Origin of the sequence: Catellatospora tritici (assembly GCF_019083965.1) — a bacterium.
Taxonomy (GTDB): domain Bacteria; phylum Actinomycetota; class Actinomycetes; order Mycobacteriales; family Micromonosporaceae; genus Catellatospora; species Catellatospora tritici.
The window spans coordinates 773,229-786,061 of sequence record NZ_JAHRCY010000001.1; the positions used below are offsets into that span (position 1 = coordinate 773,229).

At 71.6% G+C, this 12,833-nt stretch carries 12 protein-coding genes; 8 read left to right on the forward strand and 4 right to left on the reverse strand.

Annotation, left to right across the window (positions count from 1 at the left end; genetic code table 11):
- Positions 1–95: 95 nt before the first annotated feature.
- The 3 genes from KUA19_RS03385 (at position 96) to KUA19_RS03395 (ending at position 3,295) form a co-directional block, all read left to right on the forward strand.
- A complete protein-coding gene (locus KUA19_RS03385; RefSeq protein ID WP_217394537.1) occupies positions 96–1,694 on the forward strand; it encodes a glycoside hydrolase family 13 protein in 1,599 nt (532 codons plus the stop codon).
- A gap of 190 nt (positions 1,695–1,884) precedes the next feature.
- On the forward strand, positions 1,885–2,868 hold the full coding sequence (locus tag KUA19_RS03390; protein WP_254548433.1) for a YhjD/YihY/BrkB family envelope integrity protein: 984 nt from the start codon (positions 1,885–1,887) through the stop codon (positions 2,866–2,868).
- A gap of 7 nt (positions 2,869–2,875) precedes the next feature.
- Complete coding sequence (locus KUA19_RS03395; RefSeq protein WP_217394539.1) at positions 2,876–3,295, forward strand: hypothetical protein; 420 nt, start codon at positions 2,876–2,878, stop codon at positions 3,293–3,295.
- Positions 3,296–3,403: 108 nt separating this feature from the next.
- Here the strand turns inward: KUA19_RS03395 and KUA19_RS03400 are convergent, their stop codons facing one another.
- Positions 3,404–3,961: a 2'-5' RNA ligase family protein gene (locus tag KUA19_RS03400; protein WP_217394540.1), complete on the reverse strand. Its 558-nt coding sequence runs from the start codon at positions 3,959–3,961 to the stop codon at positions 3,404–3,406.
- A gap of 161 nt (positions 3,962–4,122) precedes the next feature.
- Positions 4,123–5,160, reverse strand: a complete 1,038-nt coding sequence (gene trpS, locus KUA19_RS03405) for a tryptophan--tRNA ligase (RefSeq protein WP_217394541.1) — start codon at positions 5,158–5,160, stop codon at positions 4,123–4,125.
- Between the two features lie 109 nt (positions 5,161–5,269).
- Between trpS and KUA19_RS03410 the strand changes: the two genes are divergently transcribed.
- Positions 5,270–6,697: an RNA polymerase sigma factor gene (locus tag KUA19_RS03410; protein WP_217394542.1), complete on the forward strand. Its 1,428-nt coding sequence runs from the start codon at positions 5,270–5,272 to the stop codon at positions 6,695–6,697.
- Positions 6,698–6,700: 3 nt separating this feature from the next.
- Here the strand turns inward: KUA19_RS03410 and KUA19_RS03415 are convergent, their stop codons facing one another.
- Together KUA19_RS03415 and KUA19_RS03420 are read right to left on the reverse strand one after the other, a co-directional pair.
- Positions 6,701–7,198: a YcxB family protein gene (locus tag KUA19_RS03415; RefSeq protein WP_217394543.1), complete on the reverse strand. Its 498-nt coding sequence runs from the start codon at positions 7,196–7,198 to the stop codon at positions 6,701–6,703.
- 99 nt (positions 7,199–7,297) lie between these two features.
- On the reverse strand, positions 7,298–8,326 hold the full coding sequence (locus KUA19_RS03420; RefSeq protein ID WP_217394544.1) for a hemolysin family protein: 1,029 nt from the start codon (positions 8,324–8,326) through the stop codon (positions 7,298–7,300).
- Between the two features lie 276 nt (positions 8,327–8,602).
- On the opposite strand from KUA19_RS03420, the gene galE reads away from it, so the two are divergent.
- From galE to KUA19_RS03440, 4 genes are all read left to right on the forward strand, one after another.
- Positions 8,603–9,577, forward strand: coding sequence for a UDP-glucose 4-epimerase GalE (gene galE, locus KUA19_RS03425; protein WP_217394545.1), 975 nt, complete (start codon positions 8,603–8,605; stop codon positions 9,575–9,577).
- A 67-nt stretch (positions 9,578–9,644) separates the two neighbouring features.
- Positions 9,645–10,730, forward strand: coding sequence for a galactokinase (gene galK / locus KUA19_RS03430; RefSeq protein ID WP_217394546.1), 1,086 nt, complete (start codon positions 9,645–9,647; stop codon positions 10,728–10,730).
- 205 nt (positions 10,731–10,935) lie between these two features.
- Entirely contained in the window at positions 10,936–12,297 is a 1,362-nt protein-coding gene (locus KUA19_RS03435) for an SPFH domain-containing protein (RefSeq protein ID WP_217394547.1), read from the forward strand.
- The gene (locus KUA19_RS03440) at positions 12,294–12,734 is read left to right on the forward strand and encodes a GNAT family N-acetyltransferase (protein WP_217394548.1); all 441 of its coding nucleotides are present in this window, start codon (positions 12,294–12,296) and stop codon (positions 12,732–12,734) included. The genes KUA19_RS03435 and KUA19_RS03440 overlap by 4 nt, the downstream gene beginning before the upstream one ends.
- Positions 12,735–12,833: the final 99 nt, after the last annotated feature.

Below are 12,833 nucleotides of genomic sequence, written 5' to 3' on the forward strand. Positions count from 1 at the left end.
CGGCCACACTGACGTGGTCGCGCTGACCCATGGACGAGTAACACCGACGCACATCTCGCGCAGCCGCTCATGCGCACCCCTGGAAAGGACCGCCAGTGACCACGCAGGCAAACGACGACTGGTGGCGTGACGCCGTCGTCTACCAGGTGTATCCGCGCAGCTTCGCCGACGGCGACGGCGACGGCACCGGTGATCTGCAGGGCGTGCGGGGCAAGCTGCCGTACCTGCGCGAGCTCGGCATCGACGCGATCTGGCTCAGCCCGTTCTACACGTCCCCGCTCGCCGACGGCGGCTACGACGTAGCCGACTACCGCGACGTCGACCCCCGCTTCGGCACCCTGGCCGACTTCGACGCGATGGCCGCCGACGCGCACGCGCTCGGCATCCGCGTCATCGTCGACCTGGTCCCCAACCACTCCTCCGACCAGCACGTCTGGTTCCAGCAGGCGCTGGCGGCGGCCCCCGGCTCCCCCGAGCGCGAGCGGTACATGTTCCGCGACGGCCTGGGCGACAACGGCGAGCTGCCCCCGAACGACTGGGAGTCGATCTTCGGTGGCCGCGCCTGGACCCGGGTGCCCGACGGTCAGTGGTACCTGCACCTGTTCGCCCCCGAGCAGCCCGACCTCAACTGGGAGAACCCCGAGGTCCGCGCGGAGTTCCGCGAGGTGCTGCGCTTCTGGCTGGACCGGGGCGTGGACGGGTTCCGCATCGACGTGGCCCACGGCATGATCAAGGCGGAGGGCCTGCCCTCGGTCGGACGCACATCCGACGACGGCGGGCGACAGGTCGAGATGCTGGGCAGCGAGCGGCTGCCCTACTTCGACCAGGACGGCGTGCACGACATCTACCGCGAGTGGCGGCCGATCCTGGACGAGTACCCGGGCGGGCGGATGGCCGTGGCCGAGGCGTGGGTGGAGTCGCCGGAGCGGCTGGCCCGCTACATCGGACGCGACGAGCTGCACCAGGCGTTCAACTTCGACTTCATGATGGCCGACTTCGACGCGGCGTCGTTCCGTACCATCATCGACAAGTCGCTGGCCGAGGCCGACCTGGTCGGCGCGCCCACCACCTGGGTGCTGTCCAACCACGACAAGTTCCGCCACGTCACCCGCTACGGCGACGGCAGCGTCGGCCTGCGCCGCGCCCGCGCCGCGACGCTGCTGATGCTGGCCCTGCCCGGCTCGGCGTACCTCTACAACGGCGAGGAGCTGGGCCTCAACGAGGTGCTGGACCTGCCCGACGAGCTGCGCGAGGACCCGTCGTTCAAGCGCACCGGCGAGAGCCGCGACGGCTGCCGGGTCCCGCTGCCCTGGGGCGGCACGCTGGACGAGGGCTTCCGGTTCAACCCCGACGGTCAGGGCACCCCGTGGCTGCCCCAGCCCGCCAAGTGGGAGACCCTGACCGCCCAGACCCAGGAGAACGACCCCGAGTCGACGCTGAACTTCTACCGCGCCGCGCTGCGCCTGCGCCGCGAGCTGCCCGCCCTCGGCGGCGGCACGGTGCAGTGGCTCGACGCCCCCGAGGGCGTACTGGCGTTCCGCCGCGACCCCGGCGTCGTCGTCATCACCAACATCGCCGACCGCCCGATCACGCTGGCCGAGCTGGGCCTGTCCGGCACCCCGCTGCTGACCAGCTCGCCGGTCCCCACCCCCGGCACCCTCCCGGCGGACACCACCCTCTGGCTCCTCGCCTAGATCACCCAAGTTGCCTGGCAATCGGGCACCCGGCGTCTCCGGATACCCCCGATTGCCAGGCAACTTCGCGGATCTTGGGGCCCGGCGGTCGTCGCGGCGCAAGATCCGGGAAGATGAGGGCGTGGTGGCGTTCTTCGATCGCGTTCAACGGATGGCCGATTCGGTCACGGCCCGGTATGAAGGTTCCGTGATGTGGGCCCGCAAGCGCTCCGCCGCGTTCGACCACCTGTGGCGGATGAAGGAACGTTACGCCGACGTGCTGGCAGGTCGCCTGGCGGCGGCCATCGCCTACTACGCCTTCTTCGCCACCTTCGCCCTCGCGATGGTGGTGTACGCCGTCCTGGTCAAGGTCTTCTCCGGCAACACGGAACTCGTCAGCGACGTCGACACCTTCCTCAAGCAGTACTTCCCGGCGATGAACACCGACCAGCTCAAGACCGCCGCCGTCTCGATCGGTTGGGTCGGTCTGATCAGCCTCGTGCTGGCCGGGATCGGCTGGGTGGACGCCTGGCGCTCCTCGCAGCGCGCCATCTGGGGGCTGGACCAGCACCCGGGCAACTTCCTGGTGCTGCGCCTGACCGACCTGGGCATGCTGATCGCGCTGGGCCTGCTGATGGGCGTCTCCATCACCGCCGTCGACCTGCTCGACCGGCTGGTGGACCGGCTTTCCGACTGGTGGGTATGGGTGAACCTCGGCTCATACGCGCTGACCATCCTGATCAACGCCATGATCGGGTTCGCGCTGATGACCACGCTGCCCCGGGTGCACATGACACCCAAACGGCTGCTGCCCGCCGTCGGCATCGTCGGCGTCGGCATCACGCTGCTCAACTCGGTCGGCCACTACTTCGTCCAGCGCACCGAGAACAACGTCGCGTACGTCGCCGTCACCGCCGCGGTCGGCCTGCTGCTGTACCTGTACCTGTTCAACCAGATCGTGCTGTGGGCCGTCGCCTACGCCGCCACCTCCACCCACGGCAAGGTCTTCGACCTGGCCTGGGGCCGCCCCCGCAAGCACCACCTGGACTGGACCCCACCCGGCGACGCCGCGTCGGTGACCGCCGCCGAGGCGGCCGCGGACGAGCCCGAGGCCGCGGACGAGCTGGAGGGCGTGGACGACTCCGACGCGCCGGATCGGCCGAAAGCGCCCCAGAAGCAGGACAAGCCACGATGATGGTCGCGTGGGTGCACTCGTGACGCTGGAGCTGCCTGCCGGTTCGCCGCAGCTCGACCTTCCCTGGATCATCACCTTCGGGCCGTTGGACGACGAGGAGGAGTGGGAGCCGGTCGTCTGCGGGCCGTACGAGCGCGCGCACGCCCTCGCTCTCGCCCAGCACGTCGTCGCCGACGAGGACCTGATGGCGGTGGTCGAACCGCTGCTGCCGGCCACCTCGATCGAGCAGATCCGTGGCGAGATCTCGGTCGCCCAGCGGCTGGCCTCCGAGGAGGCCGACGAGATCGACGACGTCCTCGACGACGACGCCGAGCACGACCACGATCATGACCACGAGGACGAAGACGGGCACGCCGCCCTCGAGCCGCCGTCCGAGGCGGAGCTCAAGGCCGCCTTCGCCCGCATCTCGGCCCGCCTCACCGCCTGACGGACCGCCTGACGGACCGCTGAGGCTGCGGTTTCAGGGAAACTGCAGCCTCAGCCGCCAAGATTCCGGCACTTTCCCCGAAACTGTCGCCTCCCCGGCGGGTGACGGTCAGCGGGGGCGGAGCGGGTAGTCGCGCAGCGGTTCCCAGCTGCCGTCGCCGGTGTGCTCGTATCGGGTGAAGTGGTCCACCGTGAATCGGGCCGAGTAGTCCGCCATCTGCTCGAACACGCCATCCAGCGCCGGGCCGGGCACGTCGTGCCCCACCGTGACATGCGGGTGGTACGGATGCACCAGCTCCCGCCGCAGCGGACCGGTCCGGATCGCGGCGGCCAGGCGCTCGCACTCGGCGATGCCCGCGGCCAGGGCGACGAACACCACCTGGCTGACCGGCCGGAACGTGCCGGTGCCGCGCAGTTGGATCGCGAACGGCGCACTGGCGGCGGCCACCTTGCGCAGCAGCCGGTCGATACGCCGGTCGAGCTCCGCCGAGACCGGCAGCACGGTCGGGCCGAGCAGCGTGACGTGCGCCGGGATCAGTGCCGCCTGCGGGTCGCCGGTCGAGGCGCGCGCCGCGTCGAGCTCGGCGCCCCACGGCTGGGGTATGCCGATGGCGATGCCGATGGTCCGTTCCACGGCACACCTCCCTCCCACGTCAGGATCGGGCATGGCACCCGCCGCCGCACCCTGATCGAAAGCCCTGATCGAAAGGACGGCGGCGGGCAGAACGTCACTCAGCGCGTGGGCGCCAGGCGGCGCTGCTGGTTCCCGCCGGCTGACGCCGACAGGCAGAGCTGGTTCCCGCCGGCTGACGCCGGCAGGCAGAGCTACTAGTTCCCGCCGGCTGACGCCGGCAGGAAGCCGATACGGTCGTACACCGTGGCCAGGGTGCGGGTCGAGACGGCGCGGGCCTTCTCGGCGCCGATGACCAGCAACTTGTCCAGCTGGGCCGGGTCGTCCAGGAACTCCTGGGTGCGCTGCTGGATCGGGGTCACGAACTCGACTACCACCTCGGCGAGGTCCTTCTTCAGGTCGCCGTAGCCCTTGCCGTCGTACGCGGTGACCAGCTCGTCGATGCCGCGACCGGACAGGGCCGAGTAGATGGTCAGCAGGTTGCTGACGCCCGGCTTGTTCTCGGCGTCGAAGATGATGTCGCGGCCGGTGTCGGTGACCGCCGACTTGATCTTCTTGGCGGACCGGTTCGCGGGCTCCAGCAGCTCGATCAGGCCGTTGGCGGTGGACGCCGACTTCGACATCTTCGCGGTCGGGTCCTGCAGGTCCAGGATCTTCGCCGTCTCCTTGACGATGTGCGGCGCGGGCACGTTGAACGTCTGCCCGAACAGGGTGTTGAACCGCTGCGCCAGGTCGCGGGTCAGCTCCAGGTGCTGGCGCTGGTCCTCGCCCACCGGCACCGCGTCGGCCTGGTAGAGCAGGATGTCCGCGGCCTGCAGGATCGGGTACGTGAACAGGCCGACGCTGGACCGGTCCGCCCCGGACTTGCTCGACTTGTCCTTGAACTGGGTCATCCGGCTCGCCTCGCCGAACCCGGTGATGCAGCCCATCACCCAGCCGAGCTGGGCGTGCTCGGGCACGTGCGACTGCACGAACAGCGTGCACCGGCTCGGGTCCAGGCCGAGCGCCAGCAGCTGCGCCACGCTGACCCGGGTACGCTCGCGCAGCAGCTTCGGCTCGTGCCCCGCCGTGATCGCGTGCAGGTCCACCACGCAGTAGAAGGCGTCGTGCGTCTCCTGCATCGCCACCCAGTTGCGGACCGCCCCCAGGTAGTTGCCCAGGTGATAGGAGTCGGCGGTCGGCTGGATCCCGGACAGCACCCGGGGCTTGCGGCTGGACGGCACATCGGCAGACATGCCGAAGATTGTCCCACCCTGATGATCGCTCCGAAACATCGGGAACCGGCGTCCCGGCTGAGGACTCACTAGAGTCGCCACACACCGACACGGACACCGCGGGGAGCTGATGGGTGCGCACGAGGAGCTGGGCGAGCTCTACCACGCCGGCTACCGGCGGCTGGTCACGCAGGTGTTCGCCTTCACCACCGACCTGACCGAGGCGCAGGACGCGGTGCAGGAGGCGTTCGCGCGGGCGCTCGCGCGACGGCGCGGGCTCAGCGATGTGGACGCGCCGGAGGCGTGGCTGCGTACCGTCGCGATCAACGTGGTACGACGGCGCTGGCGCCGCCGTCAGCTGCTGGACACCATCCTGCTGCGGGAGCGGCCGCTGGCCCGGCTGGCCGCGCCGCCGCCCGAACCGGACAACACCGACCTACGTGAGGCGCTGACGGTCATCCCGCGGCAGTACCGCGAGGTCATCGTCCTGCACTACCTGGCCGACCTGCCGCTGGACGAGGTGGCGCAACTGCTGGAGGTGCCGGTGGGCACGGTCAAGTCCCGGCTGTCGCGGGGGCGCGAGGCGCTGCGCGGCCTGCTCGACGACGTCGAGGCGCCGCCGCTGGCCCAGGTGCACGCGCGAGCCGGGCAGATCCGGCGCCGCCGACAGGCCGCGCAGGTGGGCAGCCTCGCGGCGGCGGTGCTGACGATCGCGGCAGTGGTGCTGCCCTGGCAACAGCGGCCCGCGCCCCAGCCCCTCGCCTCGGCGGGGCCGTCCGCCTCGGCCGCACCGAGCACGTACACCGGTTCGGGGCTGTCGGTCACCGGCGTGGTCGACCCCGGCACCGCCCCCGACCTGCCCGGCCGGATCAGCGGGCTGGAACTCGACGGGTTGGACGGCTGGCTGCGCACCACCTGCCAGGCCACCGAACGCGACTGCCATCCGGCCTTCGCCCGCACCGACGACGGCGGCCTGACCTGGTACGCCATGACCGACCCGGGCATCGCCCCGCCCGCCCCGGCGACCCCGCCCCCGCTCACCGGCGCCTGGACCGCGCGCCACCCCACCCCGGCGGGGGTGTGGTGGGCCGCGGGCCTGCACGGCACGGTCCCCGCGCTGGCCGCCAGCACCGACAACGGCAAGACCTGGCAGCGGTACGACCTCGGCGGCCCCGCCGACGCGGTCACCGCGACCGTACGCGGCGAGCAGGTGGTCGCCGTGGTGTCCCGGCGCGGCTCACTGACCGGCGTCTTCTGCGTCACCGCCGGCAGCGGCCGGGGTGCGCTGCCGACCCGGGTCTCCGACGGCGACGGGCTGGCCGCCCGGGGCGAGCCGGTGCTGCTGCCCGACGGGCGGTTGGCACTGGCCGGGGCCGACGGCAGGCTCTGGCTCAGCACCGACCTGGGCGCCACGTTCCGGCGCGCCGAGAGCAGCCTGCCGGGTGTGGACGAGCTGCGCGCGACCTCGTCGGGCTACGTGGCACTCGGGCTGTTCAACAGCGGCTGGGTCGCGGTCTCCGACGACGGCGTGACCTGGCGCAAGCTGCCGATCCGCTGACGCTCAGACCGTCTTGACCAGCTTGCGGTCGCGGCCGGCGAGGAACGCGTCGAAGGCGGCCCGCTCGGTCGTGTCCAGCACCCGCTTGGGCACGACCAGGCTGACCCGGTTGGCCACGGCCAGGGTCCAGCATTCGGCCGACACGATCACCTTGGTCAGCCCCCAGTGGCCCTCCCCGGCGCCGCTGGACAGCTCGAAGCGGTAACGGTCGGGTCCGGCGGCGAAGGTCGTCGGCACGCAGAGCCGGGCCGCCTCCCGCGTCGCCAGGTTCTCCATACCTGCGGCCACCAGCAGGTAGAACCCGCCGAGCAGCAGGAACAACGTGCCGAGCAGCACCGCCGGGGTGCCCAGCTCGGCCACCGCCGCGACCTCCAGGAACAACCCGGCGACGACCGTGATCCACCCACCGGCGACGAGCCGGATCCGGGCACTGCGACCGTTGGCGCGCAGCGCGGTCAGCACCTCCGCGACGGTGGGCTCGTAGCCGACGGCGATCTCCATGCGCGCGCTCCCTCACAGGCGTTGTCGCGGAGATCATGTCGGACCTGCCCCGGGGGTGCAAGAGAGATCCACAATCCGGCCGGTACGCCGCAGGGCGAATCAGGCGGCCTCGGTGACCAGGCCGGTCTCCCCGTCCGGAGCGCCCGTCCGGAAGTGCGACGGCTGCTCGACCGGCTCACGGTCGAACTCCGGGACCGGTTCGGCCAGCTCCAGCCGCACCTGGGCCACCCGGCGGCCCTCCAGCGCCAGCACCGTCAGCTGGTAGCTGTCGAGCTGGGCGGTGTCGCCGGGCTGCGGCATGCGGCCGAGCGTGCTCATCAGGTAGCCGCCGACCGTTTCGTACGGCCCGGCCGGCAGGCGCACGCCGGTTCGCTCGGCGAAGTCGGCAAGGTTGATCATGCCGTCGACCTCGGTCGGCACACGCGGGCCGGTCGACGTCGCCACCGGCGTCTCGTCGTACTCGTCGTGGATCTCCCCGACCAGCTCCTCGATGAGGTCCTCCAGGGTGACGATCCCGGCCGTGCCGCCGTACTCGTCGACGACGACGGCGATGGTGTTGCGTTCCCGGCGCATCTCCGACAGCGCCGCGAGCACCGGTTTGCTGCCCGGCAGCCGCTTGATCTCGCGGGCCAGCTCCCGCACCGGCCGTTCCGGCCGCTCGTCCCACAGCAGGTCGCGCAGGTGCACGAAGCCCACCACGTCGTCGTGGCTGCCGTCGGTGACCGGGAACCGGGTGTGCCCGGCCTCACGCGCCTCGGCCACCGCCTCGGCCACCGTCATCGCCACGTCCAGGAACCACACCTCGGTGCGGGGCACCATGACCTCGCGCAGGTTCGCCGCCGAGCGGGCCAGCGCCTTGCCGATGATGTGCCGCTCCTCCGGGTCCAGCGCCGTGTTGACGGCCACCAGCTGGCGCAGCTCCGCTTCGGTGATCTGCTCCCGGCCGACGGTCGCCTCGACCCCGAGCACCCGGTTGGTCCATCGGGTCAGCGCGTCGGCGGCGCGGACGATGGCGGGGGCGAGGGCGCGGGCGACCCGACCGGGCGGGCGTAACCGGGGCTCCCGTCGTCGGGGTTCGCGACCAGCGCTTTCCCGCAGAGCCGGGGTGTTCTGCCGAGGCACGGACATGCCGGAAATCGTAGCTCTGCTAATGGCGCCCGCCTCCGCGGGCGCGGCGATCGGCCTTTGAGGCCGACCGCATCGGCGCGTCGCTACATCGCTGCGCGATGCCACGCTCCTTTACCGATGCGGTCGGCGGCCGATCGCGGGTTGGTGGGGTGGTGTTCAAAACCGGGCGTTGGTACTTGTTGTGTTCTGTTTGAACGTGATGGAATGGCTGGCGCATCGGTGTGCTCCGGGTGGAGCACTAGGCTTCAGCGAACTGCATCGGGAAAGGTTGGGCACATGAAGTTACTGGTCACCGGGGGCGCGGGTTATGTCGGCAGCGTCGTGGCGCGGCTGCTGCTCGACGCGGGGCACGAGGTGGTGGTGCTGGACGACCTGTCCCGCAACGACGCCTCGCAGATCCCGGCCCAGGCACGGTTCGTGCAGGCCCGGGTGCAGGACGCGGCGACCGTGCTCACCCCGGGGTCAGGCTTCGACGCTGTGCTGCACTTCGCGGGGCTGATCGCCGCGGGCGAGTCGATGGCCCGGCCGGAGTGGCACTGGGAGGCCAACACCATCGGCTCGCTGGCGCTGCTGGAGGCGATGCGCGAGGCCGAGGTGCCGCGACTGGTCTTCTCCTCCACCGCCGCCACCTACGGCAACCCGTCCGAGCTGCCGCTGACCGAGAACGCGATCACCAAGCCGGTGAACACGTACGGCGCGACCAAGCTCGCCGTCGACATGGCCATCAGCTCGTACGCCCATGCCTACGACCTCGCCGCGGTCAGCCTGCGCTACTTCAACGTCGCCGGGGCCCTGGTCCGCCCGGACGGCTCCATGCTGGGCGAGCGCCACGACCCGGAGACCCACCTCATCCCGATCGCGCTGGAGGTCGCCGCCGGAAAGCGCGAGAAGCTCCAGGTCTTCGGCGACGACTACCCCACCGCCGACGGCACCTGCGTGCGCGACTACATCCACGTCGCCGACCTGGCCGAGGCGCACCTGCTGGCGCTCGCCGCCGCCCGCCCCGGCGAGCACCGCGTCTACAACCTCGGCAACGGCACCGGCTTCTCCAATCGCCAGGTCGTCGACGCGGTACGCGCCGTGACCGGGCACCCGGTGCCGGTGGAGATGGCCGCGCGCCGCCCTGGCGACCCGGCCGAGCTGGTCGCCTCGTCCGAGCTGGCCCGCACCGAGCTGGGCTGGCTCCCGGCCCGCCCCGACCTGCACGACATCGTCGCCGACGCGTGGACCTTCTTCCAGAGCAACGCGTGAGCGAGCGCGGCGAGCGAACCATGCGGCTGCCCGCTCAGGCCGCCGACGAGCGAAGCGAGGAGAAGGCATGAGCACCGTCGACAGCGGCGTATGGGCCGCCCCCGGCCGGGTCAACCTGATCGGCGAGCACACCGACTACTGCGATGGCTTCGTGCTGCCGTTCGCACTGCCGCACCGCACCGAGGTCATCGCCGCCCGGCTCGACCGTCCGGAGTGGATCGTGTCCAGCTCGCTGACCGGCGAGACGGTCACCTTCGACCTGAGCGAACCGGTGACCGGCTGGGCCGCGTACGTCGCGGGCATCGTGTGGGCCCTGCGCGACGCCGGGTACGACGTGCCCGGCGCGCGCCTCGACATCAGCTCCGGGGTCCCCGGTGGCGCGGGGTTGTCCTCGTCGGCGGCGCTGGAGTGCGCGGTGCTGTCGGCACTGGTCGACCTCGGCGGCCTCGACCTGCCCGTGGCCCAGCGCCCGAAGCTGGCCCAGCGCGCCGAGAACGCCTACGTCGGCGTGCCGTGCGGAATCATGGACCAGTCGGCCTCGACGCTGTGCCGTGCGGGCCATGCGCTGTTCCTGGACTGCCGCTCGATGGCCGTCGAGCAGATCCCGCTCGACCTGGTCGGGCACGGCCTGGAGATCCTGGTGATCGACTCGCGCGCCCCGCACCAGCTCGTCGACGGCGAGTACGCCGCCCGCCGCGCCGCCTGCGAGAAGGCGGCCGAGATCCTGAACCTGCCCGCGCTGCGTGACGCCACCCTGGCCGACCTGTCGCGGTTGGACGATCCGCTGCTGATCCGCCGGGCCCGCCACGTCGTCACCGAGAACGATCGGGTGCTGGCCACCATCGAGCTGCTGCGCGACGGCCGCATCCGCGAGATCGGTCCGCTGCTCACCGCCTCGCACGCCTCGATGCGCGACGACTTCGAGATCACGGTGCCCGAAGTGGACACCGCGGTCGAGGCCGCCATCGCCGCGGGCGCCTACGGTGCCCGGATGACCGGCGGCGGCTTCGGCGGCTGCGTCCTGGCCCTGGTCGACACCGACCGTTCCGACGACGTCGCCGCGGCGGTCGCCGAAGCCTTCCGCGCCAACGGCTTCACCAGCCCGTCCTTCTTCAGCGCCACCCCCGCCCCCGGCGCCACCCGCCTCTCCTGACCCGTCCCCGCGCCTCGGCCGCGTCTGAGCGCGCCGGGCGCGGCCCGGATCGGGGACAGTTTCGGGGAAAGTGCTGGAATCCGCGTCAAGATTCCCGCGCTTTCCCCGAAACCGCACGAACTCTCGGCCACGCCCCCACGTCGGCGCGGTCGGATTGGTGATAAGGGCTGTTCCGGAGTGGACACGGTGGGGCAGGATGCCCGGCATGACTTCCCCGGAGCGCAACGCCTACCTGGACCAGGTCATCTCGCAGCAGTCGCAGCTGGAGCAGGACCTGCGCGTGAAGAAGTCGGCCGCCCCGGCACGCGCCGACGACACGAGCGGCCGGGCCAGGCGCGCGGCCGCCGAGACGGCGATGACCCCGCCCACCGCGGTCGACGTACGGGTGACCGGCGTCGGGCCGTGGAAGACGGTGCTGGTGCCGCCGAACGCCTTTGTGGTGCACACCCGGCGCGGCCACGCGCAGCCGCTGCACCTGGGGCTGGGCGTCTCGTTCCGCTACCGGTCCCGCACCGACTCGTACCTGGTGGTGCCGGGCACGATGCAGACGATCCTGCTCAACGCGTTCTGCATCTGCCGCGAGCTGCAGGGCGTGCTGGTGCAGGCCTACGTCCAGTGGATCGTGCAGGACATCGCCACCGCCTACCGCAAGCTCGACTTCGGTGACGCCTCCGACCCGATGCGCCTGGTGAACCTGCAGCTCAAGGAGCAGGCCGAGGCGGCGATCAAGGACAAGGTCGCCACCATGAGCGTGCACGAGGTGCTCAGCGACAAGCAGCCCATCATCGAGGAGCTGACCGCCCGCCTGCGCGGGGTGGCCGAAGGTGCCGAGGGCGGCGACCACGGGCTGGGCCTGCGCATCGTCACCGTGCAGATCAAGGAGGCCGTGGTCACCTCGGCCCGGCTGTGGGAGAACCTGCAGAAGCCATTCCGGTCCGAGCAGAGCCAGCTGGCCCGGCTGGCCGAGCTGGGCGCCCAGGAGATCGTCACCGGCCGTGAGCTGGCCGCCGACCGCCTCGACCAGCTGCAGCGGCTGGAGAACGAGCGGGAGATGGCCGACCTGCGGGCCCGCAACGCGGCCGCCGCGTTCGACCGGGACGCGGCCGAGCAGCTGCGCCGGGGCGAGCGGGAGCAGAACGACGCCCGCACGCTGGCCAGCCAGACCACCGAGACCACGCTGCACTCGCTGCGGCTGGAGCAGCAGCGCCACGAGCTCGAGGCCGAGGCGGGCCGGTTGCGGCTGGAGCTGGAGCACGCCCTGCAGCGGCTCAAGCTCGACCACGAACTGGCCGTGGCGCAGGCGCGGGCCGACACCACGCACGCCACCGCGCTGCTGGAACTGGAGCGCGACCGGATGTCCCGCGCCATCGCCAACGACCGGTCCCCGGCCGCGATCCAGGCGGAGCTGATCGCGAACCTGCCGCAGATCGTGTCGAAGCTGCCCAAGCCCGACGAGCTGCGTACGGTCAACCTCTCCGGCACCGACGCCACCAGCCTGGCCGGCATCGTCACCGAGCTCACGGCGGCGATCACCGCCATCCGGGCCGCGGTGACGTCCCGCGAATGATCACCCGAGTCACCCCGGCCGACCCGGGATTCGGCGCGGTGGCCGAGCTGTTCGACGACTACCGCGCCCACTACGGCCTGCAGCGGGGGTTCCTGGGCACCCGCCGCTGGCTACAGGAGCGGGCCGACTCCGGCTTCCGGCTGTACGCGGCCCAGCACGCTGGCCGCCCTGTCGGCTTCGGCACGGTCGCGACCGTCCCGGCGTCGCTGACGCTCGGCACGGTATGGATGCTGCGCGACCTGTGGGTGGACCCGGCACACCGGGGCGCCGGACACGGCCGGGCCCTGGTCGCCCACGTCCTGGCCGAGGCCCGTGCTGCCGGCGCCCGCCGCCTGTCGCTGACCACCGAGCACGACAACACCGCGGCCCAGTCCCTTTACCGCTCGCTGGGCTTCGAGCCCGTCGAGGGCTTCCTGACCTTCAACGCCGCCCTCTGACTCGGCACCGCCCCGACCGGGGCTGGGGGCACGACAGACTCGGGGAAACTGCTGGAATCCAGGTCCGGATTCATGCAGTTTCCCCGAAAGTGTGGCCAG

Excerpts from the sequence above, each read along its gene's own strand:
- galE (WP_217394545.1), top strand. The coding sequence starts at position 8,603 with ATGAAGTTACTGGTCACCGGGGGCGCGGGTTATGTCGGCAGCGTCGTG.
- KUA19_RS03435 (WP_217394547.1), top strand. The coding sequence starts at position 10,936 with ATGACTTCCCCGGAGCGCAACGCCTACCTGGACCAGGTCATCTCGCAG.
- KUA19_RS03390 (WP_254548433.1), top strand. The coding sequence starts at position 1,885 with ATGTGGGCCCGCAAGCGCTCCGCCGCGTTCGACCACCTGTGGCGGATG.
- KUA19_RS03420 (WP_217394544.1), bottom strand. The coding sequence starts at position 8,326 with ATGTCCGTGCCTCGGCAGAACACCCCGGCTCTGCGGGAAAGCGCTGGT.
- KUA19_RS03440 (WP_217394548.1), top strand. The coding sequence starts at position 12,294 with ATGATCACCCGAGTCACCCCGGCCGACCCGGGATTCGGCGCGGTGGCC.
- galK (WP_217394546.1), top strand. The coding sequence starts at position 9,645 with ATGAGCACCGTCGACAGCGGCGTATGGGCCGCCCCCGGCCGGGTCAAC.
- trpS (WP_217394541.1), bottom strand. The coding sequence starts at position 5,160 with ATGTCTGCCGATGTGCCGTCCAGCCGCAAGCCCCGGGTGCTGTCCGGG.
- KUA19_RS03415 (WP_217394543.1), bottom strand. The coding sequence starts at position 7,198 with ATGGAGATCGCCGTCGGCTACGAGCCCACCGTCGCGGAGGTGCTGACC.
- KUA19_RS03410 (WP_217394542.1), top strand. The coding sequence starts at position 5,270 with ATGGGTGCGCACGAGGAGCTGGGCGAGCTCTACCACGCCGGCTACCGG.
- KUA19_RS03400 (WP_217394540.1), bottom strand. The coding sequence starts at position 3,961 with ATGCCCGATCCTGACGTGGGAGGGAGGTGTGCCGTGGAACGGACCATC.